Raw genomic sequence first — 26581 nt, 5'->3', positions numbered from 1 at the left:
GTGATCAGCCGCGGCTGTTGCGGATCGCCGGGTGCTCCCCCGCCGCGACCAGGTCCGCGACCGCCGTCTTCGGGTCCTTGCCGGTGACGAGGGACTCGCCGACGAGTACGGCGTCGGCGCCCGCGTTGGCGTAGGCGATCAGGTCGTGCGGGCCCCGGACGCCGGACTCGGCGATCTTGACGATGCCGTCGGGGATCTCGGGGGCGACGCGCTCGAACGTGGAGCGGTCCACCTCAAGGGTCTTGAGGTTGCGCGCGTTGACGCCGATGACCTTCGCGCCCGCGGCGACCGCGCGCTCGACCTCGTCCTCCCCGTGGACCTCGACGAGCGCGGTCAGGCCGATCGACTCGGCGCGCTCGACCAGGGACTCCAGGGCGGGCTGGTCGAGGGCGGCGACGATCAGCAGCGCGATGTCCGCGCCGTGCGCGCGCGCCTCCCACAGCTGGTACGACGTGACGATGAAGTCCTTGCGCAGGACGGGGATGTCCACGCGCGCGCGTACGGCGTCGAGGTCGGCCAGCGAGCCGCCGAAGCGGCGCTGTTCGGTGAGGACGGAGATCGCGGCGGCGCCGCCCGCCTCGTAGTCGGCGGCGAGGCCCGCCGGGTCGGCGATCGCGGCCAGCGCGCCCTTGGAGGGGCTGGAGCGCTTGACCTCGCAGATCACCTTGACGCCGTCGCCCTTGAGGGCGGCGACGCCGTCCTTGGCCGCCGGAGCCTTGGCCACGCGCTCCTTCAGCTCGTCGAGGCTGACGCGCGCCTGCCGCTCCGCGAGGTCGGCACGGACTCCGTCGATGATCTCGTCGAGCACACTCACGCGAGTGGCCCCCTTCCGGGTGGTGACTTTTCCTTGACAGCGATGGTATCCGCCGTACCGCACGAGCCCCGCATCAGGCCGACACCGGTCCCACTACCTGGACATTTCCCCGTCGATCAAGGCCGTAGCCAGCCACCGACCGGCAGGTTCCGGACAACGGTGAAGACCAGCAGGAACGCGCCGATCGCCCACAGATGCGCGTTTCCGAGCACCACGCGCGCGGGGCGCCCCCGCGCCGCGCGGACCACCCAGACAGTCCACACGACGGCGAACCCCAGATAGGCGAGCACGGCGGCGGCGTTGTCCTGGAGCGCGCCCAGGAGGTCCCCGTGCGCGAAGGCGTGCGCGCTGCGCAGCCCGCCGCAGCCGGGGCAGTACACGCCGGTGAGCTGGAACAGCGGGCAGACGGGGTAGTGCCCGGGTTCGTTGGGGTCGACGGTCGCGACGTATCCGAACGCCCCCACGACGGCCGCCATGATCCCTGCGGGGACGGCAAAACGCGCGAACACGCCGGAGGAAGGTTTCACCGGGCTCTCGGTGCTGTCGGTCGTCGTCATGTCTCGCATTGTGCCCGCGGGGGCGGCGAAAGCACCCGCGCACGCGCGAGGGCGGCTCCGTTACACCCTCTCGGTGTCCGGGCCGCCCTCGGAAGTCTCGTGACTCGGGGGGAGTCGGGTCAGCTCTCGGCCTTGGCCGGGGTGCCGTAGGTGATGTGCTCGGGGAGGTCGCGGAAGCCCTTCGGCTGGCCGAGGCCCATGCCCTTCATGATCAGGCCGACGACACCGCCGAGGACCGAGATCACCATGCCGGCCCAGAAACCCAGCGGCTCCGCCATCACCATGAACGCGCCCGCGACGCAGAACCCGATGAAACAGATCGTGACACCGGTCCAAGCGGCCAAAGTGTGACCGTGGCTGCTGCCCGCCATGACTTGCTCCTCATGCTGTCCATGTGACGCCCAACCCGGACGCTCACCCACATTGTCCCGCACGCACCCGCGCGCGGGACGCCGGGGTGTCCCGCGCCGACGCCCGATTCACCACAACGGGACCAGGCGTGCGTACGGGCCCGGCGAACGCTACGCCGGATCCGCCCCCGTGGGGTCCTCGCCCCGGTCCAGCGCCTTCCACATGTCCTCGGGCCGGTCCGGGTCGGCCGGCTTGGCGGTACGGCGGGGCCGCGGCGTGCCGTCACGCTCGTACCGGCCCGACATGCCGGGCCACAGCCGGCCGTAGCGCAGGGCGAGGAGCCCGGCGAGCAGGAGCAGGGCGCCACCCGCGGCGGCGACGTACGGCCAGGCCGTGTGGGAGAGCGCGGCGACCGTCGCGGACGTGTCGCCGGAGGCCTTCGCGGCCTGCTCGTCGAGCGCGGAGCTGTCGTCCGCGCCGGAGAGCGCGGCGAACAGGATTCCGGCGCCGGAGAGCGCGAGAACGGCGGACACGGCGAGGCGGCCCGCCCGGCGGACGGCGAAGACGGCGACGAGCGCGGCGAGGCCCACTATCGCGAGCGCCGCGGGCACGCCCGTGACGTCGCTGCCCTTCGCGGTGAGCCGGAAGGCGCCGCCCGCGACCGACGCGGTCCCCTCCGACCAGCGCTGCCGGGTGGCCAGCAACGCGACAGCCGCCCCCAGCGCCCCGCTGAGCAGGGCGAGGGCGAGGCTACGACGTCCGGAGCGGGCGGCTCCGGCTCCGGGGCGGGGTTGAGGCACAGCAGTCACGTACCCCACTATCGCCTGAACCCCGGGCGTTCCGTCACCCGGGGTTCATTTCCGGCGCGCGGTGCTCGGCCGGAGGGAGCCGACGGGCCGGTGCTCGCCGCCTCTTGGACGAGCACCCGCGCGCGTGCTTGCCGCCTCTTGGACGAGCATCCGCGCGCGCCCGCCGCCCGGCGAAAAGCCTGCCGCGCCCGCCTTCGTCCCGCCCGCGTCAGGCGCTCCCGCCGAGCCGGTTGGCCGTGTGGACCGCCCGCAGCACCGCCGCCGCCTTGTTGCGGCACTCCTGGTCCTCGGCGACCGGGTCGGAGTCGGCGACGATGCCCGCGCCCGCCTGGACGTACGCGGTGCCGTCGCGCAGCAGCGCCGTGCGGATGGCGATCGCCGTGTCGGAGTCGCCCGCGAAGTCGAGGTAGCCGACGCAGCCGCCGTACAGGCCGCGCCGGGACGGTTCGAGTTCGTCGATGATCTGCATCGCGCGGGGCTTCGGCGCGCCGGAGAGGGTGCCGGCGGGGAAGCAGGCCGTGAGGACGTCGAAGGCGGTACGGCCGGGCGCGACACGCCCGGTGACGGTCGACACGATGTGCATCACGTGGGAGTACCGCTCGACGGACATGAAGTCGACGACCTCCACGGACCCCGGCTCGCACACTCGCCCCAGGTCGTTGCGCCCGAGGTCGACGAGCATCAGGTGCTCGGCGCGCTCCTTGGGGTCGGCGAGCAGCTCGTCCGCGAGGGCCTGGTCCTCCTGCGGGGTCGCCCCCCGGTGCCGGGTCCCGGCGATGGGGTGCACCATCGCGCGCCCGTCCTCGACCTTGACGAGGGCCTCGGGGGACGAGCCGACGACGTCGAACCCGTCGAACCGGAAGAGGTACATGTACGGCGACGGGTTGGTCGCCCGCAGCACCCGGTACACGTCGAGCGCGCTGGCCGTGCACGGCGTCTCGAACCGCTGCGAGGGCACGACCTGGAACGCCTCGCCCGCGCGGATGCGCTCCTTGATGTCCTCGACGGCGGCCATGAAGTCGGGCCCGCCCCACAGGGCGGTGTACTCGGGCAGTTCGGAGGGCGGCAGGACGGCGGGCGGCTGGGCGACCGGGCGCGAGAGGTCCGCCTCCATCGCGTCGAGCCGCGCGACCGCGTCCGCGTACGCCTCGTCGACGCCCGTGTCGAGGTCGTTGTGGTTGATCGCGTTGGCGATCAGCAGGACCGAGCCCTCCCAGTGGTCCATCACCGCGAGGTCGCTGGTGAGGAGCATGGTCAGCTCGGGGAGCCGGAGGTCGTCGCGCTCGCCGGGGCCGATCTTCTCCAGGCGGCGGACGATGTCGTAGCCGAGATAGCCGACCATGCCGCCGGTGAACGGCGGGAGGTCCTCCGCGTGGGGCGTGTGGAGCGTCTCGATGGTCGCCCTCAGGGCCGCGAGGGGGTCGCCGTCGACGGGGACGCCCACGGGCGGGGTGCCCAGCCAGTGCGCCTGGCCGTCGCGCGCGGTGAGGGTGGCGGCGCTGCGGACGCCCACGAAGGAGTAGCGAGACCACTGATACGCCGTCCGGCCGTTCTCCGCGGACTCCAGCAGGAACGTGCCGGGGCGCTCGGCGGCGAGCTTGCGGTAGAGCGCGACCGGCGTGTCGCCGTCGGCGAGGAGCTTGCGGGTGACCGGGATGACGCGCCGGTCGACGGCGAGCTTGCGGAACGTGTCGAGGTCCATGGCGGCCGACCCTACTGACCCGAGGCGATGGGGAGCACATCCTTGTCGAAGCAGGTGCGCGCGCCCGTGTGGCAGGCGGCGCCGACCTGGTCGACCTTCACGAGCAGCGTGTCCGCGTCGCAGTCCAGGGCGACCGACTTCACCCACTGGACGTGCCCGGACGTGTCGCCCTTGACCCAGTACTCGGCGCGGCTGCGCGACCAGTACGTGCACCTGCCGGTCGTCAGCGTCCTGTGCAGCGCCTCGTCGTCCATCCAGCCCAGCATCAGCACCTCGCCGGTGTCGTGCTGCTGGGCGATCGCGGGTACGAGGCCGTCGGGGCTGCGCTTGAGGCGGGCCGCGATCTCGGGATCGAGGCTGCTGGGCCGGGGGTCGCCGGTCGTGCTGGTCATGTCTGCCATTGTGCCGCCTGCCACTGACAGTGACGGTCCGGTGTCCACTGTGCGGACGTCCGCGGCGGTCGTAGGCTGGCGGCATGTCGACCTTCGCCAAGCGTGAACGGCTCCTCCTCGCCGACCTCTTGGAGACCTGCGGTCCGGACGCCCCGACGCTCTGCGAGGGCTGGCGGACCCGGGATCTCGCCGCGCACGTGGTGGTGCGCGAGCGCCGTCCCGACGCGGCGGGCGGAACCCTGATCAAGCAACTGGCGTCCCGCCTGGACAAGGTGATGGACGAGTACACGGCGAAGCCGTACGAGGACCTGATCGCCCTGATCCGCACCGGCCCTCCGCGCTTCTCCCCCTTCGCCCTGAAGCAACTGGACGAGGCGGCCAACACGGTGGAGTTCTACATCCACACGGAAGACGTCCGCCGAGCCCAGCCCAACTGGACCCCCCGCCCCCTGGACCCCGTCTTCCAGGACGCCCTCTGGTCCCGCCTGGAACGCACCGCCCGCCTCATGGCCCGCTCCTCCCCCACCGGCCTGGTCCTGCGCCGCCCCGACGGCCGCACCGCGGTCGCCCACCGCGGCACCCCGGTCGTCACCGCCACCGGCGAACCCTCCGAACTCCTGATGTTCGTCTTCGGCCGCCAGTCCACGGCCCAGGTCGACCTGGAGGGCGACAAGGAAGCGATCGAGAGACTCCAGTCGGGCAAGCAGCTGGGCATCTGAGGGGAACACACCGTCCCGCGCGCGGGACGAGGCAACCGTGGCCGGGCTGCACCGCGCGCGGGCCGCGGCTCGACCGCGGTCGAGCCGCGGCCCGCGTGGAACGAACGCCAGAGCGAGCAGCCTCGGCGCAGAGACGCCCCGTCCCTCACCCCGGCAGCTCCGCCCGCCGCAGCCCCCGTACGCCCAGCACCACCACCGCGCTGAGCCCGTTCAGCGTCGCGCACGCCGTGAAGACCGGCCCGGTGCCCCACAGGGAGACGGCCCAGCCGACGACGGGAAAGGTCAGCGGGGCGACGCCGTACCCGATGAGGGTCGATACGGCGGTGACGCGCCCGATGTACGACGCGCCCGCGCGCGCCTGGACCAGCGTTCCGGCGAGCGCGCCGCCGAGCCCGGCGAGCAGTCCGACGCCCAGGGCGACGGCGACCGCCCCGGCGACGGACGGCACGCGCGCGAGGGCGGCGATGGCGAGGGCACCGCCCACAGTGGCGACCGCGAGCACCAGCCCCGCGCGCGGAACACGCCCCCGCCAGGCGAGCAGCAACGACGCCGCACCGGCCCCCACCCCGAACCCGGCGAGCACGAGCCCCAGCCCGGAGGCCCCCCACCCCCGCTCCCCGGCGAGCAAGGTCAACCCGAGATTCATCGGCCCCACGAACCCCAGATCGCTGAGCGTGATGGACAGCACGAGCGCGGACAGCACCCGATCCCGCCGCACGTACCGCAAGCCGTCCACCAACTCCCCCACCACGCCACGCCACCGGCCACCCCACACACCGGCCCTCTCGGCTCGCGCCTCCCCCCGCCACCGGGCACACCACCCACGCACCCCGCCGAGCCGCACCACCTCACCACGCACCCGCGCGCGACCACCTACCCCTCCAGCTCCCGCCTCCCCCCACCACCAGGCACGCCACCCACGTACCCCGCCAGGCCGCACCGCCTCACGCGCGGGCGCGAGCGGCGCAGGGGCACAACGCCTGGGCTCGGACGACACCTCCTGACACCCGTCGCATCGGCCGCCCTGCGGAGCAACAGGCGTGGACGGCACAGACGCGGCCAACCCCCCGCGCGCGGGGACCTCGTCGGCGGCTCCCTCCCGCCGCACCCGCCCCCGCACAAAACGCCCTTCCCCCGGCGCACTCCCCCGCGAGAAGCCCTCCCCGGCCGAAGTCACCTCCCCTTCGGCTCGCCCCGAACCCCCGCCCGCACCCCGCACGGGAACCACACCCCCGGAAGCCGTCCGGCCTTGCGCGGATGCGCCGCGAGCCGGGGCCGTCCCCGGCGCGGGCGCGTCGCTCCCCCCAGCCGCCCCACCCCGCACGGGGACCGCGTCCCCCGAACCCGCCCGCCCGCGCGGGGCGGGGCCCTCCGCCTCCGCCCCCGCCCGCACCCGGACCGCCCCCAGCACCGGCCACGACACGCCGATCAGCAACGCCGCCGCCCCGAACGCCCCCGCGGTACCCCCCACCGCGACGCCCAGCCCGCCCAGCGGTCCGCCCAGGACGTTCGCGAGGCGGGTGGAGAGGCCCCGGAGGCCCTGCACCCTCCCGAACTCCCCCGGCGGGGCTATGAGGGCCGGCAGGGCCCCGGCGGCGGGCAGGAACGCGGCGTCGACGGTCCCGAAGAGGACGGCGACGGCGCCGAGGACCCAGAGCCCGGGGCGCGCGAGGAGCAGCAGTACGGCCGCGGACAGGACGAGCGCGCACCGCACCCCCGTACTGCCCAGAACGACCCGCCGAGCCCCGTACCGGTCGGCCAGCACGCCCCCGCCCAGCATGAGGACGGCGCGGGGCAGCGCTCCCGCGACGGTCACGAGCCCCGCCTGGACGGGTGTCCCGGACTGGACGGCGGTCCAGGAGAGGGCGACGTAGTACACGTTGTCGCCGACCCCGGAGAGGGTGAACCCGGCGAGCCAGCGCAGGACGTTCGGATCCCGGTGAGCGCCCCGCGCGCGCACGGAGCCGCTCACAGCCGGAACGGGAACGCGTAGGTCTGGATCTGCACGTTCTCCCGCCCGTCGGTGTCACCGGCGGCCTCGGCGGCCCGCCCCCGCTCGTCGTAGCGCTGGAGCAGGGCCAGCACCTCACGGTTCAGCTCGGACAGCTCCGCCGCGGTGAGCCGCAGGTTGGACTCGGAGGACTCGGCGGCGGCGTTCCACTCGGCGCTCCAGTGCGCGCGCTCGTCGAGGAAGCGCCGGTACAAATCGGCGCGCTGTTCGAAGAAGAGCCGGTTCGCGGCGGTGTGCGCGGCGGCGGCCTCGGGCGCGTCGCGGAAGTCCGCGTCGTGGACGCGCAGCCCGTCGGAGGTCCGCTGCCACCACCGCTCGCGTCCGTCCGCGCTCTGCGGCTCGGCCTCCTCGATGAGCCCGTGCTCGGCGAGTTTGCGCAGGTGGTAGCTGACGAGGGACACGGCCTCGTCGACCTGCGCGGCGAGTTGCGAGGCGGTCGCCACGCGCGCGACGGTCAGCCCCCGGTACAGCGCGGACCGCAGCGGGTGCGCGAGCGCCTTGAGCGTGCCCACGTCGGTGATCCGCCGGTCCCTCTCCTGGCTTGCCATGCGAACCACGCTAGATACGAAAGAAAAGTTGCGCAACATATTTTGCGCAACTTCTCTTTCGCGTCACGGCACAAGTAAGCCCCGCTCGCCAGGCGAACGGGGCTTACAGCAACGCGCTGGAACCTCACCGCACCGGGTGCCCGGCCTCCCGCAGCGCCTGCTTCACTTCCCCGATCCGCAGGTCCCCGAAGTGGAACACCGACGCGGCCAGCACGGCGTCCGCGCCCGCGCCCACGGCCGGCGCGAAGTCACCCAGCTTCCCGGCGCCCCCGGAGGCGATCAGCGGCACGGACACGTGCTTGCGGACGGCCTCGATCATCTCGATGTCGTAGCCGTCCTTCGTCCCGTCCGCGTCCATCGAGTTGAGCAGGATCTCCCCGGCGCCGAGTTCGGCGGCCCGGTGGGCCCATTCGACGGCGTCGATGCCGGTCCCCCGGCGCCCGCCGTGCGTGGTGACCTCGAAGGACCCGGACGCGGTGCGCCGCGCGTCCACGGACAGCACGAGCACCTGGCTCCCGAACCGCTCGGCGATCTCGCGGATCAGCTCGGGGCGGGCGATGGCGGCCGTGTTGACGCCCACCTTGTCCGCGCCCGCGCGCAGGAGCTTGTCGACGTCCTCCGGCGCGCGCACGCCACCGCCGACGGTCAGCGGGATGAACACCTGCTCGGCGGTGCGCCGCACCACGTCGTAGGTCGTCTCCCGGTTCCCGGAGGACGCGGTAATGTCGAGGAACGTCAGCTCGTCGGCGCCCTCCGCGTCGTACACCTTGGCCATCTCGACGGGGTCGCCCGCGTCGCGCAGGTTCTGGAAGTTGACGCCCTTGACGACGCGCCCGTTGTCGACGTCGAGGCAGGGGATGACGCGTACGGCGAGGGTCATGACGAGGCTCCCGAGAACGCTTCCAGCTCGACCTCGACGAGGATGCGCGGGTCGACGAACCCGGTGACGACGACGATCGTGCTGACCGGGCGCACCGCGTCGAAGATCTCCTTGTGGGCGCGTCCCACCTCGTCGACGTCCCGCGCGTGCGTGAGGTACAGGCGCGTACGGATGACCGCTTCCGGCCCGAGGCCGAACTCGGCGATGGCCGCGAGCGCCGTCCCGAACGCCGTCCTGGCCTGCTCGTACGGGTCGCCCTCGCCGTACAGGACGCCGCCCTTGAAGGACGTCGTGCCGCCGACGACGACCCGGTCGCCCGCCCGGACCGCGCGCGCGAAGCCGAAGGGCTCCTCCCAGGGGCTGCCGCTCTGCACCCGCCGTACGGACGTCATGACGACACCGCCGCCAGCGCCTCTTCGAGGGTGAACGCCTTCGCGTACAGGGCCTTGCCGACGATGGAGCCCTCGACGCCGAGGGGGACGAGTTCCGCGATCGCGCGCAGGTCGTCGAGGGACGACACGCCGCCGGAGGCGACGACGGGACGGTCCGTCGCGGCGCAGACGCCCCGCAGCAGCTCCAGGTTGGGGCCCTGGAGGGTGCCGTCCTTGGCGATGTCGGTGACGACGTACCGCGCGCAGCCCTCGGCGTTGAGCCGCTCCAGCGTCTCGTACAGGTCCCCGCCGTCGCGCGTCCACCCGCGCCCGCGCAGGGTCGTGCCGCGGACGTCGAGGCCGACCGCGATCCGGTCGCCGTGCTCGGCGATGACCTTGGCGACCCACTCGGGCGTCTCCAGGGCGGCCGTACCGAGGTTCACGCGCGTGCAGCCCGTCGCGAGGGCGGCGGCCAGCGTGTCGTCGTCCCGGATGCCGCCGGACAGCTCGACCTTGATGTCCATCGCGCCGGCGACCTCGGCGATGAGCTTCCGGTTGTCGCCGGTGCCGAACGCGGCGTCCAGGTCGACGAGGTGCAGCCACTCCGCGCCCGCGCGCTGCCAGGCGAGCGCGGCCTCCAGGGGGGAGCCGTAGGACGTCTCGGTCCCGGACTCGCCGTGCACGAGGCGGACGGCCTGGCCGTCGCGGACGTCGACGGCGGGAAGGAGTTCGAGCTTGGTCACAGTGTTCCGATCCAGTTGGTGAGGAGCTGGGCTCCGGCGTCGCCGGACTTCTCGGGGTGGAACTGCGTCGCCCACAGGGCGCCGTTCTCGACGGCGGCGACGAACGGGGTGCCGTGGGTCGTCCAGGCGACCTTGGGGGCCCTGATGGCCGGGTTGCGGACCTCCAGGGACCAGTCCTGGACGCCGTAGGAGTGCACGAAGTAGAAGCGTGCGTCCGGTTCGACCCCGGCGAAGAGTTCGGAGCTCTCAGGGGCGCTCACGGTGTTCCAGCCCATGTGCGGGACGACGTCGGCCTTGAGGGGCTCGACCGTGCCCGGCCACTCGTCGAGGCCCTCGGTCTCGACGCCGTGCTCGATGCCGCGCGCGAAGAGGATCTGCATGCCGACGCAGATGCCCATCACCGGGCGCCCGCCGGACAGCCGCCGGCCGACGATCCAGTCACCGCGCGCGGCCGTGAGGCCCTTCATGCAGGCGGCGAAGGCGCCCACACCGGGCACCAGGAGGCCGTCGGCGTTCATCGCCTTGTCGTAGTCGCGCGTTATCTCCACGTCGGCGCCCACGCGCGCGAGGGCGCGTTCGGCGGACCGGACGTTGCCGAAGCCGTAGTCGAAGACGACGACCTTCTTCGGTGAGCCGCTCAATTCCACACCTCCAGCCTCAGGACACCGGCGACCAGGCACAGCGCGGCGCTGATCGAGAGCAGCACGATCAGGCTCGTCGGCATCTTCTGCTTGGCGAAGGAGTAGACACCGCCGAGCAGGAACAGGCCGAGAACGATCAGAACGGTCGACAGGCCGGTCACAGCGCGCCCTTCGTGGAAGGAAGGATGCCCGCCGCGCGCGGGTCGCGCTCGCTGGCGTAGCGCAGCGCGCGCGCGAGGGCCTTGAACTGGCACTCGACGATGTGGTGCGCGTTGCGCCCGTACGGCACGTGCACGTGCAGGGCGATCTGTGCCTGCGCGACGAAGGACTCCAGGATGTGCCGGGTCATCGTCGTGTCGTACTCGCCGATCATCGGCGCCATCTTCTCGGGCTCGGTGTGCACGAGGTAGGGGCGGCCGGACAGGTCGACGGTCACCTGCGCGAGGGACTCGTCCAGGGGCACCGTGCAGTTGCCGAAGCGGTAGATGCCGACCTTGTCGCCGAGGGCCTGCTTGAAGGCGGCGCCCAGCGCGAGCGCGGTGTCCTCGATGGTGTGGTGCGAGTCGATGTGCAGGTCGCCCTCGGTCTTCACGGTCAGGTCGAACAGACCGTGCCGGCCGAGCTGGTCGAGCATGTGGTCGTAGAAGCCGACGCCCGTGGAGATCTCGGTTCTGCCCGTCCCGTCGAGGTCGATCTCGACCAGGACGGACGTCTCCTTGGTGGTGCGCTCTATGCGGCCGACGCGGTTCATGCGGGCTGCTCCTTCTTGAGTTCACGGACCGCGTCGAGGAACGCGTCGTTCTCGGTGGGGGTCCCGGCGGACACCCTGAGGAAGCCGGGTACCCCGTTGTCCCTGATCAGGACGCCGCGGTCGAGGATGAATCGCCACGCCGCGTGCGGGTCGCCGAACCGGCCGAACTGCACGAAGTTGGCGTCGGACTCGGTCACCTCGTAGCCGATGGCCCGCAGCTCGCCGACCAGCCGGTCGCGCTCCGACTTGAGCTGCTCGACGTACTTCAGCAGCGTCCCGGTGTGCTCCAGGGCGGCCAGCGCGGTCGCCTGGGTGACCGCGGAGAGGTGGTAGGGAAGCCGGACGAGCTGGACGGCGTCGACGACCGCCGGGTGCGCGGCGAGGTAGCCGAGGCGCAGGCCCGCCGCGCCGAACGCCTTGGACATCGTCCGCGAGATCACCAGGTTGGGGCGGCCCGCCAGGAGGGGCAGCAGCGAGTCGCCGTGGCTGAACTCGATGTACGCCTCGTCGACGACGACCATGGACGGCTTCGCGGCCTGCGCGGCCTCGTACAGGGCGAGGACGGTCCCGGCCGGGACGGCGTTGCCGGTGGGGTTGTTGGGGGTCGTCACGAAGACGACGTCGGGGCGGTGCTCGGTGATCGCGCGCGTGGCGTCGTCGACGTCGATCGTGAAGTCGTCCGCGCGCGGGCCCGTGAGCCACTCGGTGCCCGTCCCGCGCGCGATGAGGCCGTGCATCGAGTACGACGGCTCGAAGCCGATCGCGCTGCGGCCGGGCCCGCCGAAGGTCTGGAGCAGCTGCTGGATGATTTCGTTGGAGCCGTTGGCGGCCCACACGTTGGCGAGCGCGACCTCGTACCCGGTGGTGTCCGTGAGGTACTTCGCGAGCTGCGTGCGCAGTTCGACGGCGTCCCGGTCGGGGTAGCGGTTGAGGTCGCGGGCGGCCTCGCGCACGCGCTCGGCGATCCGCTCGACCAGTTCCGCGGGGAGCGGGTAGGGGTTCTCGTTCGTGTTCAGCCGTACGGGGACGTCCAGTTGGGGCGCTCCGTAGGGGGACTTGCCGCGCAGCTCGTCCCGTACGGGGAGATCGTCGATGCCTGTCACTTGCTCTCCGGGACCTTCCAGCCGAACCTCGCCTTGATCGCCGCGCCGTGCGCCGGGAGGTCCTCGGCCTCCGCGAGCGTGACCACGTGGTGGGCGACGTCGGCGAGCGCCTCGCGCGTGTAGTCGACGATGTGGATACCGCGCAGGAACGACTGCACGGACAGGCCGGAGGAGTGGCAGGCGCAGCCTCCGGTGGGCAGGACGTGGTTGGAGCCGGCCGCGTAGTCGCCCAGGGAGACGGGCGCCCAGGGGCCGACGAAGATCGCGCCCGCGTTGCGCACCCGGTCGGCGACGGCGGCGGCGTCGGCGGTCTGGATCTCCAGGTGCTCGGCGCCGTACGCGTCGACGACGCGCAGGCCCTCCTCGACGCCGTCGACGAGGACGATCGCGGACTGCCGGCCCGCGAGCGCGGGGGCGATGCGGTCGTCGATGTGCTTGCTGGCGGCGACCTGCGGGATCAGTTCCTTCTCGACGGCGTCGGCGAGTTCGGCGGAGTCGGTGACCAGGACGGCCGCGGCGAGCGGGTCGTGCTCGGCCTGGCTGATCAGGTCGGCGGCGACGTGCACCGGGTCGGCGGTGGCGTCCGCGAGGATCGCGATCTCGGTCGGCCCGGCCTCGGCGTCGATGCCGATCCGGCCGGTGAAGTAGCGCTTGGCGGCGGCGACCCAGATGTTGCCGGGTCCGGTGACCATGTTCGCGGGCGGGCAGGACTCGGTGCCGTACGCGAACATCGCGACGGCCGTGGCGCCGCCGGCCGCGTACACCTCGTCGACGCCGAGCAGCGCGCACGCGGCGAGGATCGTCGGGTGCGGCAGGCCGTCGAACTCGGCCTGCGCGGGCGAGGCGAGGGCGATCGAGCCGACGCCGGCCTCCTGCGCGGGCACCACGTTCATGATCACGGAGGAGGGGTAGACGGACCGCCCGCCGGGCGCGTAGAGCCCGACCCGGTCGACGGGCACCCACTTCTCGGTCACGGTGCCGCCGGGCACGACCTGGGTCGTGTGGGTGCCGCGGCGCTGTGCGCGGTGCACGAAGCGGACCCGCCGGATCGACTCCTCCAGGGCCGCGCGGACGGCCGTGTCGAGGCCGGCCAGCGCCTCGGTGAGCGCCTCGGCGGGGACGCGTACGGACGTGAGCCGTACGCCGTCGAACTTCTCGGCGAAGTCGATCAGTGCCGCGTCGCCCCGATGATGCACGGCCTCGCAGATGGGCCGCACCTTCTCCAGGGCAGCCGCGACGTCGAAGTCGGCTCGGGGCAGCAGGTCGCGCAGGGCGGGCCCTTCGGGGAGGGCGTCGCCGCGCAGATCGATTCGCGAGATCACGGAACCAATTCTCGCAGACCTGGTTCCGGGGCCGTCCGCGCGTATCAATGGCTGATACAGAACCACCCCGTCACACAACGTGGCAATGAATTCGGACAGGTTGGGAACTTTCGAAGATCGATGTCACGTTCAGTGTTCAAAGCCTCACGGAGCGGGCAGAACAGGTGCGAGGAGAACAGATGTACGAGGAAGGAGGGGCAGTGGCGATCGAGGGGGCCGGAGCGCATGTCAGGGACCTCCCGGGAGACCTGACGGCGGTCGAGGCGGGCCTGTGGCAGGCGTTCCGCGACGGCGGGGTGTACGACCTGAGCTGCGGCAACCCGGAGGTGGACGACCCGCACGGCGGCCACCCCTGGGGCGAGGGGCGGACGGTGCGGGCCAGGGTGGTGGCCTGGCTCCTGCTGGACGGCCCGCCGGCGCTGACGGGCCGGGTGTCGTCGCTGAAGCTGGTCGGCGTCCGCGTCAGCGGCACGCTGGACGTGTCGGGCGGCCGGGTCCTGCCCTACGTGGAACTGCGCGGCTGCCGGTTCGACCGGGAGGTGCTGCTCCCGGAGGCCCGGTTCACGACGCTGCGCCTCGTGGACTGCGCGGTGCCCCGCCTGGAGGCGGCCCGGGTGCACACGGAAGGGGACCTGCACCTCCCGCGCAGCCGCTTCCCCGAGGGCATCCGCCTGACCGACGCGCACATAGGCACGGACCTGCTGCTCAGCCAGGCAGTGGTGCACCAGGACCGCAGCGGGCGCTCCGTCACCGCCGACGGGATGACGGTCGGCCAGGACATCCAGGCGGACCTGCTGGAGTCCTACGGCGAGCTGAGCCTGCGCGGCGCGAAGGTCGGCGTGTCGCTGAGCCTGCGCGGAGCCCGCCTCGCCGACCCGCAGGGCCGGTTCGCGCTCAACGCCCCGCAGCTCACCGTCGAGCGCTCGCTGTACCTGACGCCCGCGGCGGCGGGCGGCCGGCAGGCGCCCGGGGTGACACCCGCGCGGGGCGTCCGCGTCCAGCGCTTCGAGTGCCGGGGCGGCCTGAGGCTGGACGACGGCCGGTTCGGGGACGCGGTGGACCTCCAGTCCGCGCGCTTCACCCTCACGGACGACCAGGAGCTGTCCCTGCGCCGGGTCCACGCGTCGGAGCTGCGCTTCCTCGGCCAGCACCCGGAGCACGGCACGGTCGTCCTGTCGGGCACGCGGGTCGTCAACCTGATCGACCGCGCGACGGCCTGGCCGGGCCCCGGCCGCCTGCACATGGCCGGGTTCACGTACGACAACCTGATCCCGGTCGGCCCGTTCCCGCTGGCCGCGCGCCTGGAGTGGGTCGCGGCGGCGACCGCGGAGTACGCGCCGGAGCCGTACGAGCGCCTCGCGGCGGTCCTGCGGGCGGGCGGGGAGGACGAGGACGCGCGGGAGGTCCTGCTCGCCAAGCAGCGCAGACGCCGCGAGACCCTCCCGCCGGGCGCGAAGCTCTGGGGGTACGCGCAGGACTGGACGGTCGCCTACGGGTACCGGCCGGGCCGGGCGGCGGTGTGGATGGGGGTGCTGTGGGCGGCGGGGTCGGTCGCCTTCGGCCACGCCCCGCACCACCCCACGGGCGGGAGCAGCCCCACCTGGGACCCGGTCCTGTTCGCCCTGGACCTCCTGCTGCCGGTGATCGACCTCGGCCAGGCCGGGCAGTGGCGGCTGGAGGGGGCCTGGCAGTGGACGGCGGCCGTGATGATCCTGCTGGGCTGGATCCTGGCGACGACGGTGGCGGCGGGCGCGACCCGGCTGCTGCGGAGGGACTGAAACATGCGCGCCGCAACCCCCACGGAACCCGCACTCCAGGCGGCCCCAAGGCCACGGAAACCGCACGCTGTGCCCGTACCGTGGCGACTGAACGGTAACCTTTTACCTTCCCTTGACCTTGGGGCGTACAACTTTCCATGGGTTGCGCTTTACCTCTGGCGCGTCGCCGACCAGCGTTTTTCAATGGTCGGCACCATGGCTCTGCTGCCCCCGTTCATCCGCCCGGCCCGCGCGCCGAAAGCCCCGAAGGCCGCGCCGCCCCTCGCCGTCACCGGACTGCCGGCCGACGACGAGATGCTGCTCGACGTCCCCGACGACCTCCTCGGCCCCGCGCTCGTCGCGGCCGGGCGCGGCGAGCACAGACCGGCGGCCGGACTCCTCGCGCGCACCCGCGTGCGGCGCGACTGGGAGGCCCGCGACCGGTACGTCAAACGCCTCGCGGCGTTCGCGATGGCGCGGCCCGAGTGGTTCGAGGTGTGGCGGGCGGGCGCGCCGCGCGACCCGGACGTCCTGCTGGTCGCCGCGCAGCTCGCGGTGGGCCGCGCCTGGCGCTCCCCGGCGCGCGCTGAACTGCTGCGCGAGGTGAGCCCGCTGATCACGGCGGCGGCGCAGGCCTGGGACCGCGACCCGGTGCCCTGGCGCATCGCCCTCGACCACGCGCGCGGGGCGCACGCCGGACACAAGTACTTCGGCGAGCTGTGGGAGGCGGCCGTGCGCCGCTCGCCCCACCACTTCGGGTGCCATGTGGCCGCGCTGCGCTACCTGGGCGCCTCCTGGCACGGCTCGCACCGCGAGTGCTTCGACTTCGCCGACCGCGCCGCGCAGGACGCCCCCGCCGACTCCCTCGTGCAGTCCCTGCCGGCGCTCGTCGCGTTCTCGTACCTGACGGACGGCTGCGGGCCCCTCGTGGCGCGCGAGCGGCTCGACGCGGCGGCCGACCGGGCGATCGTCCTGTCCGCCCGGCTCGGCGCGGGCGACGCGCGCGCGGCCGAGGTCCGCAACGGCCTCGTCTACGTCCTGGACCGCCTCGGGCGGCGCGAGGACGCGCTCGTCCAGCTGCGGCTGCTGGGCCCGTACGTGACCTCGTTCCCCTGGAACCGCTTCTCCGAGGACCCCCTCGGGCTCTTCCTCGCGGCCCGCGAGGACATCCTCCACGGCCGTCAGGACCGCCCGTGGAACGGTCACGACGGACATCCGACCGGCGCGGAGCATTAGGCTTCCGCACCGTGACCACCGTCCGGCTCCCGCTCTTCCCCCTGAACTCGGTGCTGTTCCCCGGGCTCGTGCTGCCGCTGAACGTCTTCGAGGAGCGCTATCGCGCGATGATGCGCTCGCTGCTCAAGACGCCGGAGGACGAGCCGCGCCGGTTCGCCGTCGTCGCCATCCGCGACGGCCACGAGGTCGCGCCCGCGGCCCAGGGCATGCCCGACCCGACCGCGCTGCCGCGGCGCGGACCGCTCGCCGGGTTCGGCCCCGACCCGCTCAAGGCGTTCCACTCCGTGGGCTGCGTCGCCGACGCGGCGACCGTCCGGGAGCGGGGCGACGGCACGTTCGAGGTGCTGGCGACCGGTACGACCCGGGTGCGGCTGCTGTCCGTCGACGCCTCGGGGCCGTACCTCACCGCCGAGCTGGAGGAGCTGCCGGAGGAGCGCGGCGAGGAGGCGCAGGGGCTCGCGGAAGCCGTCCTGCGGGCCTTCCGCCAGTACCAGAAGCGGCTCGCCGGCGCGCGCGAGCTGTCCGTCCTCTCCGGCGACCTCCCCGACGAGCCCGGCGTCGTGTCGTACCTCGTCGCCGCGACGATGATGCTCGACACGCCGACCAAGCAACGGCTCCTCCAGGCACCGGACTTCGCGTCCCGGCTGCGGGACGAGCTGAAGCTCCTGCGCGTCGAGTCGGCGATCCTGCGCGGCCTGCCCTCCCTGCCCGCGTCCGACCTGACGCGCGGCCCGACCAGCCTGAACTGAGGACCCCGGTGGCGAAGAAGCCGAAGAAACAGGCCGGCGGCACCCCGGCGACCGTCGCGCTGACGGCGGCGGGGGTGGCGTACACGGTCCACTCCTACGACCACGACCCCGCGCACCCCTCGTACGGCGAGGAGGCCGCCGAGGCGATGGGGGTGTCGCCGGAGCGGGTGTTCAAGACGCTGGTGGCGGACGTCGACGGGGCGCTGACGGTCGCGGTGGTCCCGGTGGCCGGCACCCTCGACCTGAAGGCCCTGGCGACGGCCGTGGGCGGCAAGAAGGCGGCCATGGCCGACCCGGCCCTCGCCGAACGCACCACGGGGTACGTCCGGGGCGGCATCTCCCCCCTGGGCCAGCGCAAGCGGCTCCCGACCGTCCTCGACGCCTCGGCCGACGCCCACCCCACCATCTGCGTCTCCGCCGGCCGCCGCGGCCTGGAGGTCGAGCTCTCCCCCGGCGACCTCGCCACCCTCACGCAAGCGGTCCTGGCCCCCATCGGACGTACGTGACCTCTCGACGCGCCGCCCTCTCTCCGTTAAGCAGAGAGGGCATGTCGAAACGCACACGCAAGCGCAAGTGGCGGATCAAGAAACGGCGCGCGAACCACGGGAGGCGACCGGCGTAGGGCTCGCGGTGCGGGCGGGGCCGGGCTGCCCACGCCCGCACCGGAGGCGCCCGCCGGGACGCCCGCACCGGATGCGCCGCGACGCCGGGACCGGGGGCGGCCGTACGGCGAGGGCGAACGGGCACGCACCGACAACGCCCGGACTCCAGCTCGGGCAGCCGTGCCTCCGCCACGCACCCCACCTCCGCCCGGCCCGCCCCCGCCGCGCGCCTCGCCTCCACGCACCCCGCCCCACCGCGCCGCGGCCCCACCGCGCCCCCGCCCCGCGCGAGCGCCCCGCGCGGATGCCGACGCCCTCCTACACCGGCGGCGTCAAATACGGGTGCTCGTACAGTTCCGGATCCCGAGGCCCGAACAACGCCGTCAACCCCAGATGCACCAGCAGCCCCCCGATGGACCACACCATCAGCGCCCCCTTCGCCCCCAGCTTCAGCGGCGCCGAGAACGTCACCCCCTTGCCCGCGCTCTTCGCGTGGGCGATGACGTCGGAGGTCGGCCCGAGCCAGGTGCCCAGCTTCCACGCGACGACCGAGGCCAGCACACCCCCGAGGGCGAGCCCGACGACGAGCGGGATGCCGCCCCGCCGGCGCCACAGGAAGACGCCGACCGCGCTGAGCGCCCCGCAGGCCAGCGCGAGCAGCGTGAACGTTCCGTCGACGCCGATGGCCTGTTCGCCCTCGGAGTCCTTGAGGTAGACGACCCAGCTCCCGTCGGACTGGTCGCCCACGAGCGGCACGCGGGGCGCGAGCCACAGCCACAGCAGCCCCAGCACGACGCCGAGCACGGTCACCGCCACGGCGACCAGCGCCCCGTCCCGGAGATCACCCAACAGCTCGGCCCGGTCCTTCACGCCCACCACCTCCCCGTACCCCTCCGGAGGCGGCGGAGGCCAGTCCCCGCGCGGGGACGGTTCGTGCGGCGGCGTAGGCGGAGTCAGCGGAGCGGTCACCCTGCCATCGTGCCAGGCCCGCCTGTGGCCCGCCCCACCGGAGGCCACTCAGTGCCTCGCACCCGGCCGCCGGCCCCCTGCCCGGCCGGCCTGCCCCAGGGGCGCGCAGCCACACCGGCCGGCAGTTGCCGCCACGCGGGCGCGACCGACCGCACACGCCCCACACCCGCCCCGCGGCCTCCACCACCCGCCCCTCTACCGGACCGCGGCCCGCCGATAAGCCCACGTGGCCACCGCCAGCGACACGACCCCCACCCCGGCGCAGACCGCCAGATCCCCCACCACGTACCCCCAGTCGGGCCGCTCCGCGAACGTCCGCGCCATCGCCTCCACCCCGTATGTCGACGGCAGCAGATCCCGGGCGAACCGCACCGCCTCCGGCATCCGGTCCGGCGGCAGCACCCCCAGCAGCAGCGCGGCCGACATCCCCAGCTGCCCCATCACGGTGGCCAGCTCGGGCCGGGGCGCCAGCAGCCCCAGCGCCGCCCCCAGCCCCGACAGCGCGGCCCCCGCCAGGGGGATCACGGCGACCAGGACCCAGAGGTGCGTCAGCGGCAACCCGAAGAGCACACACCCGAAGACGGCGGTCACCACGGTCCCCGGCACGGTGAACGACGCGTACGCCCCGGCGGCCCCCAGCACGACGGCCGCGGGCGGCACGGGGAGCGTCGCGTAATGGTCGAGCCCGCCGCTGGCCCGCAACTGCCCGAAGTACTGCGCGAGAAGGTTCAACGCGACGAAGGCGACGACGAGCACGGCGGACCCGGCGACGACGGCCTCGGCCTCGCTCCCCCCGTCGACGACCCCGCGCATCATGATGAGGATCCCGACGGACTGGAACGTCGCGACGAAGAGCAGCGGAATCCGCGCCACCCGCGCACGCGAGAGCTGCGCGCGGTACACGGCGGCGAGGGACGGCCACAGCCGGGCGCGAGGCCCGAGCTCGGCGGCCTCACGCCCTCCTTGCTCCGCCCCCCGCACGCTCCCCGGCAGAACCCCGGCGGGTACGACACTCACGTGGCGCTGCTCCTCTTCTCCAGGACCCCGGCCCCGTCCCGTACGGATCCGGCGCCCGAAAAACTCATCCCGTCACACAGGACGCCAAAAGGGCCCTTCATGCCTTCACCAGCCCCTGCCGGAAATTCCCCCCGAGCGCGAGGTACACGTCCTCAAGACTCGGCGTGGCCAGCGTGAAGTCGTCGAGCGCGGCGAACGCGGCCCCGCCGGTCACGGTCGACACGACGGCCCGGGCCTCCTCCGGCGCGAGCCGCAGCGTCCAGCGCCGCCCCGACTCGATCGCCCGCTCCCGCAGCGCGGCCACCTCGGGGACGTCCAGCGGCGCCTTCTCCCGCCACACGAGATCGACGCGCACCTCCCCGGCGACCTGCTCCTTCAGCCCCGTAGGCGTGTCGCAGGCGATGACGCGCCCCCGGTCGAGGACGGCGACCCGGTCGAGGACGGTCTCCGCCTCGATGACGTTGTGGGTGACGAGCAGTACGGTCGTCCCCCGCTCGGCGCGCCGCCGGTCGACGGCGGACCAGACGGCGCGCCGGGCGACGGGGTCCATGCCGGTGGTGGGTTCGTCGAGGACGAGCAGCCGCCGCTCCCCGACGAGCGCGGTGGCGAAGCAGGCGAGCCGCCGCTGCCCCCCGGACAGCTTGCGCAAGGGCCGTCCGGCGAGAGCGGTGAGCCCGAGTTCGTCGAGGACCGCGTCCCGCTCGGCGCGCGCCTCGTGCACGTCGAGCCCGCGCAGCCGCGCGGTGGTCTCGGCGGCGAGGGAGACGGTGAGCTCGTCGAGCGCGGTGGACTCCTGCCCGAGGTACGCGAGGAGCCGCGCCGCCCGTTCGGGGTGGCGCACGATGTCGTGCCCGAGGATCTCGACGCTGCCGGAGTCGGGCCGCATCAGCCCGGTCAGCTGCCGTACGAGGGTGGACTTCCCGGCGCCGTTGGGCCCGAGCAGTCCGAAGATCTCACCGCGGTGGATGTCGAGGCAGACGTCGTCCGTGGCCCGCACCTCGGGCGTGCCGGGCGCGCCGCGCCTGCCGCGCACCGCCCGGTAGGTCTTGGTCAGCCCGCGCACGGCAATCACGACGTCCTCCGTGTGCCGGACTGCCGGTGCCGCGCGCGTACTCACAAGGGGAGAGCGTACGGGGTCGGCGGGCCCGGCCCTTGTCCGGGTCGCCGCTCAGTCGGCCGCGGGCGCGTGCTCGACGCCGGTCCTGGCGTCGATCTCACGCCAGAATCCGGCCCGGATCGCGTACCGGTCGTGCTCGTCGATCTGGTCGTCCTTGTGCGCGAGGAGCCCGAAGCGGGCGGCGTAGCGCAGCAGCTCGCCGTCGATGCGGTGGGGTACGCGGGGATACATTCCGGACAGTTTCGGGAGGTGACTCTGGTCACCGAGACGGGCGATCCAGCGCCGCGCGAACACCTGTCCTACCTCGTACGGGTCGCCGCCGACGGTCGTGATGTCCTCCTCGCGGTCCGCCCAGCGCTGCTCGGCGGTCGTGAGCTGCGCGAGCGTCGGCATCGCGGCGGCTTCGGGGGGCTCGGCGGCGGGCCGGTCGACCCAGCCCTTGTCGGAGGACCAGCGCAGGGTCGCGTTCGGCGCGGGCACCGGCTTCTCGCCGGAGGCGCGCAGGGTCGCGAGGTCCTTCGGCGTGGGGATGCCCTTGGGGGCGGGGACGCGCTCCGACACGCCGTTGCTGTCGGCCTGCGCGTGCTCGTGCGGCTCGGGGGCGGGGGGACGCGGCGCGTCGGGCAGGGGGGCCGCGAGGATCGCCGCGATCTCCGGGCGCGGCACGGGCTGCGGCGCGCACACCCCGCCGTGCTCCTTCGCGCGGACGGCCTTGGTGATCCACGTCCGGTCGAGGACCCGCCGCTCGTCCGCCTCCGCGACGAGGTCCTCGGACTGGTTGTAGTCCCCGTCGGCGGCCTGGACGGCCCACAGGTGGACGGCGACGCCGTGCTCCTTCGCGGCCATCATCCCCGGCAGCAGATCGCCGTCGCCGGTCACCAGCACGACGTCCGAGCAGGCGCGGTTGCGGGCCAGTTCGGTCAGCTCGGCGTGCATCGCGGCGTCGACGCCCTTCTGCGCCCAGCGTCCGTCGCTGCGGGTCAGCGCGCCGAGCCGGACGGTGACCCGGGGCATCACGCGCAGCCTGCGGTGCTCGGGCTGGGGGACGCGGTCGGGGGCGCCGTCGAACCAGTAGATCCGCAGCAGCGGCCGTTCGGTGTCGGACTCCGCCTGTTCTCGCAGTCCTTGTACGAGTGCACTGTGATCGACGCTGATACGGGAGCGCGAGGGCTCGCCGGCGAGGAGACTGGCGGCGGCCCCGAGCAGATACCCGGCGTCCACCAGGACGATGCAGCGGTCCACGCGACTCACCCTCTTCCCGGGAGTTGTGCTTCGGGCTTCCTTCGAGTCTGCCCGACCTCGCGAGGGTTAACGGCCGGAACTCGATCTTCGGCGTGGCGTTTGGGGACATTGCCCCCTCCGACCCCTTGGTCACACAGGGCAATGATCCGAAATGCGGCTTATCTCCACCCGTGTGAGTCTGAACCAGGCCCTAGCCCCTAACCATCCTCAGGAGGCAGATCCCCATGGCCAAGCACAAGAAACAGAACCGCGCCCAGGCTTCCCAGGCGGAACGAGGCCAGCAGCAGGCCCAGCAGACCGCGATGGAAGCGGAAGCGAAGCGAGCGACGACGGCCAGCCCGATGGACATGGCCCGCAAGCACAGGGAACGCCGCTTCGGCCACAACTGAGGCAGTAAGACAAAGAGGGGCGCACCCACAAAGGGATGCGCCCCTCGTCCACGCCAACAAGCTGTGCTTCTAAGCGCCGGGCTGGGCTAAGTCTTCTAGGGGCGCGGGGCTGTATCTGATAGGCGGCTACCGCCGCGTGGGCGCGACCAGCCCCCACCACCCCGCAGCCGGCCTACAACCGATCCACCCTCCCCCTACCCCGCAAGGCAAGCCGGCCCAAGCAGCACCTTGAGGTCACCGAACAACGCGGGGTCCGGCTTCACCCGGTGCCGGTCCAGCCGCAGCACCGTCGTCTTCGTCGGCCCCTGCAACCGGATCCGCACCTCGCTGTCCCCCCGATGATGCGTGAGGATCTCGTTCAGCCGGCTCACCATCGGCGGCGTGACCCGGGTGGCCGGGATCGTGAGGATCACCGGCGCATTCGTCCCCGCGTTGGACAGATCCGGCACAGCCAGCTCCATCGCGACGAGCCGCGGCACGTCCTCCCGCTTGTCGAGCCGCCCCTTGACGAACACGACCGCGTCCTCGACGAGCTGCGTGGAGATCAGCTGGTACGTCGCCGGGAAGAACATGCACTCGATGGACCCGGCGAGATCCTCGACCGTGGCGATGGCCCAGGCGTTGCCCTGCTTGGTCATCTTGCGCTGGAGCCCGGAGATGATCCCGCCGATGGTCACGACGGCCCCGTCGGCATGCTCACCCCCGGTGAGCTGCGCGATCCCCGCGTCGGCCTTGTCGGACAGCACGTGTTCGAGCCCGAACAGGGGGTGGTCGGAGACGTAAAGACCGAGCATCTCCCGCTCCTGCGCGAGCAGATACGTCTTCTCCCACTCGTCGGTGGTGAACTCGACGTCCAGCCCGAACCCGGGCTCGTCGCTGTCCTCCTCCCCCATCCCCCCGAAGAGGTCGAACTGCCCCTCCGCCTCCTTGCGCTTCACCGCGACCACGTTGTCGATCATCGTGTCGAAGTGCGCGGTGAGCCCCTTGCGCGTGTGCCCGAGGGAGTCGAACGCCCCGGCCTTGATCAGCGACTCGGTGGTCCGCTTGTTGCAGGCGACGGCCTCGACCTTGTCGAGGTAGTCGGGGAAGGAGGCGTACTTCCCCTTGGCCTTGCGGCTGCGGATGATCGACTCGACGACGTTCGTGCCGACGTTGCGGACCGCTTCGAGCCCGAAGAGGATCACGTCGTCACCCTGGGCGGCGAAGTTGTGCACGGACTCGTTGACGTCCGGCGGCAGCACCTTGATGCCCATGCGCCGGCACTCGTTGAGGTAGATCGCGGACTTGTCCTTGTCGTCCTTGACGGACGTCAGGAGCGCGGCCATGTACTCGGCGGGGTAGTTGGCCTTGAGGTAGGCGGTCCAGTAGGAGACGAGCCCGTACGCGGCGGAGTGCGCCTTGTTGAACGCGTACCCGGCGAACGGCACCAGCACGTCCCACAGCGCCTGGATCGCCTCGTCGCTGTAGCCGTTCTTCTGGGCGCCCGCCTGGAAGATCGTGAAGTTCTTCGCGAGTTCCTCGGGCTTCTTCTTGCCCATCACGCGGCGCAGGATGTCGGCCTCGCCGAGCGAGTACCCGGCGATGATCTGCGCGGCCTTCTGCACCTGCTCCTGGTAGACGATCAGGCCGTAGGTGACGGCGAGGACCTCTTCGAGCGGCTCCTCCAGCTCCTTGTGGATCGGGGTGATCTCCTGGAGCTTGTTCTTGCGCAGCGCGTAGTTCGTGTGCGAGTCCATGCCCATCGGGCCGGGACGGTAGAGCGCGGAGACGGCGGAGATGTCTTCGAAGTTGTCGGGCTTCATCAGCCGCAGCAGCGACCGCATGGGCCCGCCGTCGAACTGGAACACGCCGAGCGTGTCGCCGCGCTGGAGGAGTTCGAAGGTCTTCGGGTCGTCGAGCGGCAGCGCCAGCAGGTCGAGTTCGACGCCCTTGTTGGACTTCACCATCTTGACGGCGTCGTCCATGATCGTCAGGTTGCGCAGGCCGAGGAAGTCCATCTTCAGCAGGCCGAGCGACTCGCAGCTCGGGTAGTCCCACTGCGTGATGGTCACGCCGTCGGTGTGCCGCACCCAGACCGGGGCGTGGTCGACGATGGGCTCGCTGGACATGATGACGCCGGCGGCGTGCACGCCCATCTGCCGGACCAGGCCCTCGACGCCCTTGGCGGTGTCGATGACCTTCTTGACGTCCGGCTCGTTCTCGTACATCCCCCGGATCTCGCCCGCCTCGTTGTAGCGCGGGTGGGAGGGGTTGGTGATGCCGTCGAGGTCGATGCCCTTGCCGAGGACGTCGGCGGGCATGGCCTTGGTGAGGCGGTCGCCCATCGCGTACGGGTAGCCCAGCACGCGCGCGGAGTCCTTGATGGCGTTCTTGGCCTTGATCTTGCCGTAGGTGCCGATCATGGCGACCTTGTCGGAGCCGTACTTCTCCGTCACGTACCGGATCACCTCGACGCGCCTGCGCTCGTCGAAGTCGATGTCGACGTCCGGCATGGAGATGCGCTCGGGGTTGAGGAACCGCTCGAAGATCAGGCCGTGCGGGATGGGGTCGAGGTCGGTGATGCCCATGGCGTACGCGACGATCGAGCCGGCCGCCGAGCCTCGGCCGGGGCCGACCGCGATGCCCTGCTTCTTGGCCCACATGATGAAGTCGGCGACGACGAGGAAGTAGCCCGGGAAGCCCATCGAGATGATGGTGTCCATCTCGTACTCGACCTGCTTCATGCGGTCGTCCGGGATGCCGTTCGGGAAGCGGCGGCGCATCCCGGCCATGGTCTCCTCGCGGAACCAGGTGACCTCGGTGTAGCCCTCGGGGATCTCGAACTTCGGCATGAGGTTCTTGGCCTCGAACATGCCGGTGGTGTCGACCATCTCGGCGACCAGGAGGGTGTTGGCGCAGCCCTCCTGCCAGGCGTCCGAGGAGTCGACGGCGTACATCTCGTCCGTGGACTTGAGGTAGTAGCCGGTGCCGTCGAACTTGAAGCGGTCCGGGTCGGAGAGGTTCTTGCCGGTCTGGATGCACAGCAGGGCGTCGTGGGCGGTCGCCTCGTGCGCGTACGTGTAGTGCGAGTCGTTCGTGACCAGGGGCGGGATGCCGAGCTTCTTGCCGATCTCCAGGAGGCCGTCGCGGACCCGGTGCTCGATCTCGATGCCGTGGTCCATCAGCTCCAGGAAGTAGCGGTCCTTGCCGAAGATGTCCTGGTAGTCGGCCGCCGCCTTGAGGGCCTCGTCGTACTGGCCGAGGCGCAGGCGGGTCTGGAGCTCGCCGGAGGGGCAGCCGGTGGAGGCGACGATGCCCTCGGACCACTGGGAGATGGTCTCCTTGTCCATCCGGGGCCACTTCTGGAGCCAGCCCTCCGCGTAGGCGTCGGAGGAGAGGCGGAAGAGGTTGTGCAGGCCCGTCTTGTTCACGGCCCACATCGTTTTGTGCGTGTAACCGCCGGAGCCGGAGACGTCGTCGCGCTTCTGGTGCGGCTGGCCCCACTGGATCTTGCGCTTGTTGCGCCGGGACTCGGGGGCGACGTACGCCTCGATGCCGATGATCGGCGTGATGCCCGCCTTCTTCGCCGTGTGGAAGAAGTCGTACGCCCCGTGGAGGTTGCCGTGGTCGGACATCGCGATGTGGGTCATGCCCATCTCGTTGCACGCGTCGAACATGTCCTTGAGCCGCGCGGCACCGTCCAGCAGGGAGTACTGGGTGTGGACGTGCAGGTGCGTGAACGGCGGCTTCGACACGGCGTGGCCTCCTGGGAGCGGTCTGGGGGTCGGCGTGAAGTCTATGCCTCGGCAC

27 protein-coding genes are annotated in these 26581 nt (G+C 72.4%); 6 read left to right on the top strand and 21 right to left on the bottom strand.

The annotated features are described in order from the left end of the window. Positions 1–4: 4 nt before the first annotated feature. The 6 genes from trpC to hisI all read right to left on the bottom strand — a co-directional run bounded on the left by trpC (position 5) and on the right by hisI (position 4625). Complete coding sequence (gene trpC, locus PV682_RS07555; RefSeq protein WP_319725343.1) at positions 5–814, bottom strand: indole-3-glycerol phosphate synthase TrpC; 810 nt, start codon at positions 812–814, stop codon at positions 5–7. A 116-nt stretch (positions 815–930) separates the two neighbouring features. Continuing rightward, positions 931–1371, bottom strand: coding sequence for a DUF2752 domain-containing protein (locus PV682_RS07550; RefSeq protein ID WP_319725341.1), 441 nt, complete (start codon positions 1369–1371; stop codon positions 931–933). Positions 1372–1490: 119 nt separating this feature from the next. Then, positions 1491–1742: an HGxxPAAW family protein gene (locus PV682_RS07545; RefSeq protein WP_055718338.1), complete on the bottom strand. Its 252-nt coding sequence runs from the start codon at positions 1740–1742 to the stop codon at positions 1491–1493. A gap of 150 nt (positions 1743–1892) precedes the next feature. Further along, positions 1893–2540: a TIGR02234 family membrane protein gene (locus PV682_RS07540; protein WP_319725337.1), complete on the bottom strand. Its 648-nt coding sequence runs from the start codon at positions 2538–2540 to the stop codon at positions 1893–1895. Positions 2541–2739: 199 nt separating this feature from the next. Continuing rightward, a complete protein-coding gene (locus PV682_RS07535; RefSeq protein WP_109363042.1) occupies positions 2740–4233 on the bottom strand; it encodes an anthranilate synthase component I in 1494 nt (497 codons plus the stop codon). A gap of 11 nt (positions 4234–4244) precedes the next feature. After that, the gene (gene hisI, locus PV682_RS07530) at positions 4245–4625 is read right to left on the bottom strand and encodes a phosphoribosyl-AMP cyclohydrolase (protein ID WP_109363068.1); all 381 of its coding nucleotides are present in this window, start codon (positions 4623–4625) and stop codon (positions 4245–4247) included. Positions 4626–4708: 83 nt separating this feature from the next. Between hisI and PV682_RS07525 the strand changes: the two genes are divergently transcribed. Then, positions 4709–5344: a TIGR03085 family metal-binding protein gene (locus PV682_RS07525; protein WP_319725332.1), complete on the top strand. Its 636-nt coding sequence runs from the start codon at positions 4709–4711 to the stop codon at positions 5342–5344. A gap of 145 nt (positions 5345–5489) precedes the next feature. Here PV682_RS07525 and PV682_RS44280 read toward each other — a convergent pair whose 3' ends face one another. From PV682_RS44280 to hisD, 10 genes are all read right to left on the bottom strand, one after another. Next, positions 5490–7316 (bottom strand): MFS transporter, encoded by a 1827-nt coding sequence (locus PV682_RS44280; RefSeq protein WP_407705617.1) that lies wholly within the window; start codon positions 7314–7316, stop codon positions 5490–5492. Continuing rightward, positions 7313–7903 (bottom strand): helix-turn-helix domain-containing protein, encoded by a 591-nt coding sequence (locus tag PV682_RS07510; protein WP_319725329.1) that lies wholly within the window; start codon positions 7901–7903, stop codon positions 7313–7315. Before PV682_RS07510 ends, PV682_RS44280 begins: the two co-directional genes overlap by 4 nt. A 124-nt stretch (positions 7904–8027) precedes the next feature. Next, positions 8028–8783, bottom strand: coding sequence for an imidazole glycerol phosphate synthase subunit HisF (gene hisF, locus PV682_RS07505; protein WP_112476256.1), 756 nt, complete (start codon positions 8781–8783; stop codon positions 8028–8030). Further along, positions 8780–9175, bottom strand: a complete 396-nt coding sequence (locus PV682_RS07500) for a RidA family protein (RefSeq protein ID WP_319725326.1) — start codon at positions 9173–9175, stop codon at positions 8780–8782. Before PV682_RS07500 ends, hisF begins: the two co-directional genes overlap by 4 nt. Further along, on the bottom strand, positions 9172–9897 hold the full coding sequence (gene priA / locus PV682_RS07495) for a bifunctional 1-(5-phosphoribosyl)-5-((5-phosphoribosylamino)methylideneamino)imidazole-4-carboxamide isomerase/phosphoribosylanthranilate isomerase PriA (protein ID WP_319725324.1): 726 nt from the start codon (positions 9895–9897) through the stop codon (positions 9172–9174). Before priA ends, PV682_RS07500 begins: the two co-directional genes overlap by 4 nt. Next, positions 9894–10544, bottom strand: a complete 651-nt coding sequence (hisH, locus tag PV682_RS07490; protein WP_319725322.1) for an imidazole glycerol phosphate synthase subunit HisH — start codon at positions 10542–10544, stop codon at positions 9894–9896. Before hisH ends, priA begins: the two co-directional genes overlap by 4 nt. After that, positions 10535–10699 (bottom strand): hypothetical protein, encoded by a 165-nt coding sequence (locus PV682_RS07485; RefSeq protein ID WP_319725319.1) that lies wholly within the window; start codon positions 10697–10699, stop codon positions 10535–10537. Before PV682_RS07485 ends, hisH begins: the two co-directional genes overlap by 10 nt. Further along, the gene (gene hisB, locus PV682_RS07480; protein WP_319725316.1) at positions 10696–11289 is read right to left on the bottom strand and encodes an imidazoleglycerol-phosphate dehydratase HisB; all 594 of its coding nucleotides are present in this window, start codon (positions 11287–11289) and stop codon (positions 10696–10698) included. Before hisB ends, PV682_RS07485 begins: the two co-directional genes overlap by 4 nt. Continuing rightward, the gene (locus PV682_RS07475) at positions 11286–12392 is read right to left on the bottom strand and encodes a histidinol-phosphate transaminase (RefSeq protein ID WP_319725312.1); all 1107 of its coding nucleotides are present in this window, start codon (positions 12390–12392) and stop codon (positions 11286–11288) included. The genes hisB and PV682_RS07475 overlap by 4 nt, the downstream gene beginning before the upstream one ends. Further along, positions 12389–13714, bottom strand: coding sequence for a histidinol dehydrogenase (gene hisD, locus PV682_RS07470; RefSeq protein ID WP_319725310.1), 1326 nt, complete (start codon positions 13712–13714; stop codon positions 12389–12391). The genes PV682_RS07475 and hisD overlap by 4 nt, the downstream gene beginning before the upstream one ends. 179 nt (positions 13715–13893) lie before the next feature. Between hisD and PV682_RS07465 the strand changes: the two genes are divergently transcribed. The 4 genes from PV682_RS07465 to ybaK all read left to right on the top strand — a co-directional run bounded on the left by PV682_RS07465 (position 13894) and on the right by ybaK (position 17962). Beyond that, on the top strand, positions 13894–15492 hold the full coding sequence (locus PV682_RS07465) for an oxidoreductase (protein ID WP_319725306.1): 1599 nt from the start codon (positions 13894–13896) through the stop codon (positions 15490–15492). A gap of 183 nt (positions 15493–15675) precedes the next feature. Beyond that, positions 15676–16707: a hypothetical protein gene (locus tag PV682_RS07460; RefSeq protein ID WP_319725302.1), complete on the top strand. Its 1032-nt coding sequence runs from the start codon at positions 15676–15678 to the stop codon at positions 16705–16707. Between the two features lie 11 nt (positions 16708–16718). Next, positions 16719–17456, top strand: coding sequence for an LON peptidase substrate-binding domain-containing protein (locus tag PV682_RS07455; protein ID WP_319725300.1), 738 nt, complete (start codon positions 16719–16721; stop codon positions 17454–17456). A gap of 8 nt (positions 17457–17464) precedes the next feature. Beyond that, positions 17465–17962: a Cys-tRNA(Pro) deacylase gene (gene ybaK / locus PV682_RS07450; RefSeq protein WP_319725298.1), complete on the top strand. Its 498-nt coding sequence runs from the start codon at positions 17465–17467 to the stop codon at positions 17960–17962. Between the two features lie 414 nt (positions 17963–18376). On the opposite strand, the gene PV682_RS07445 is transcribed toward ybaK, so the two are convergent. The 4 genes from PV682_RS07445 to PV682_RS07430 all read right to left on the bottom strand — a co-directional run bounded on the left by PV682_RS07445 (position 18377) and on the right by PV682_RS07430 (position 22403). Continuing rightward, a complete protein-coding gene (locus tag PV682_RS07445; RefSeq protein ID WP_319725296.1) occupies positions 18377–19027 on the bottom strand; it encodes a DUF2567 domain-containing protein in 651 nt (216 codons plus the stop codon). A 195-nt stretch (positions 19028–19222) separates the two neighbouring features. Further along, entirely contained in the window at positions 19223–20044 is an 822-nt protein-coding gene (locus PV682_RS07440) for an ABC transporter permease (RefSeq protein ID WP_319725292.1), read from the bottom strand. Between the two features lie 97 nt (positions 20045–20141). Next, a complete protein-coding gene (locus PV682_RS07435) occupies positions 20142–21116 on the bottom strand; it encodes an ABC transporter ATP-binding protein (protein WP_319725608.1) in 975 nt (324 codons plus the stop codon). A 96-nt stretch (positions 21117–21212) separates the two neighbouring features. Then, positions 21213–22403 carry an NYN domain-containing protein gene (locus tag PV682_RS07430; RefSeq protein WP_319725291.1) on the bottom strand — a complete coding sequence of 397 codons (1191 nt, stop codon included), beginning with the start codon at positions 22401–22403 and terminating at the stop codon, positions 21213–21215. 224 nt (positions 22404–22627) lie between these two features. Here PV682_RS07430 and PV682_RS07425 point away from each other — a divergent pair, with 224 nt between their 5' ends. Further along, entirely contained in the window at positions 22628–22792 is a 165-nt protein-coding gene (locus tag PV682_RS07425) for a hypothetical protein (protein ID WP_165854583.1), read from the top strand. A gap of 194 nt (positions 22793–22986) precedes the next feature. On the opposite strand, the gene dnaE is transcribed toward PV682_RS07425, so the two are convergent. Continuing rightward, the gene (dnaE, locus tag PV682_RS07420; RefSeq protein ID WP_319725288.1) at positions 22987–26526 is read right to left on the bottom strand and encodes a DNA polymerase III subunit alpha; all 3540 of its coding nucleotides are present in this window, start codon (positions 26524–26526) and stop codon (positions 22987–22989) included. Positions 26527–26581: the final 55 nt, after the last annotated feature.

Origin of the sequence: Streptomyces niveiscabiei (assembly GCF_033794345.1) — a bacterium.
In the GTDB taxonomy this organism is placed as follows: Bacteria; Actinomycetota; Actinomycetes; order Streptomycetales; family Streptomycetaceae; genus Streptomyces; species Streptomyces niveiscabiei.
Note: the sequence above shows the minus strand (reverse complement) of the source record. Positions and strands in the feature narration are given on the sequence as shown.